1 protein-coding gene is annotated in these 647 nt (G+C 70.8%); it reads left to right on the forward strand.

Annotated features, from left to right (window positions below):
- Nucleotides 1–43: 43 nt before the first annotated feature.
- A partial coding sequence (locus tag ACTOQ1_RS42930) for an ice-binding family protein (protein ID WP_440074389.1) occupies nt 44–647 on the forward strand: 604 nt, incomplete at its 3' end.

Raw genomic sequence — 647 nt, forward strand, 5'->3', positions numbered from 1 at the left:
TGTGGTCGCGGTGCCTGGTGCCGCGGGCGCGGAGGTGGCGCCGGTGGGTCTGGGTACGGCGGGGGCCTTCGCGGTTCTGGCGGGTAGTACGGTCACCAATACCGGTGCCACGGTCGTCACCGGTGGTCTGGGGTTGAGTCCGGGGACGGCGGTGACGGGGTTTCCGCCGGGGACGGTGAACGGTGCGATCCATGCGGCCGACGCGGTCGCGGCGCAGGCCAAGGTGGATCTGGTGGCCGCTTACAACGATGCGGCCTCGCGTACTCCCTCGGCCACGGTGGGGACGGAGCTGGGCGGGACGACGGTGACGCCGGGTGTGTACACCTCCGCCGCGGGCACGTTCGGTATCACCGGCACGCTGACCCTGGACGCTCAGGGTGATTCGGGCGCGGTGTTCGTGTTCCAGGCGGCGTCGACGCTCATCACCGCCTCGGCGAGCACGGTGGTGCTGACCGGTGGTGCCCAGGCGCGCAACGTCTTCTGGCAGGTCGGCAGTTCGGCCACGTTGGGGACCGGTTCGAGTTTGGCCGGCAACGTCCTGGCGCTGACCTCGATCACCGTGACCACCGGGGTGAGCGTGAACGGCCGCGTCCTGGCCCGCAACGGCGCCGTCACCCTGGACACCGACACCATCACCAAACCCGCCG

It is taken from the genome of Streptosporangium sp. OZ121 (genome assembly GCF_051918885.1).
GTDB lineage: Bacteria > Actinomycetota > Actinomycetes > Streptosporangiales > Streptosporangiaceae > Streptosporangium.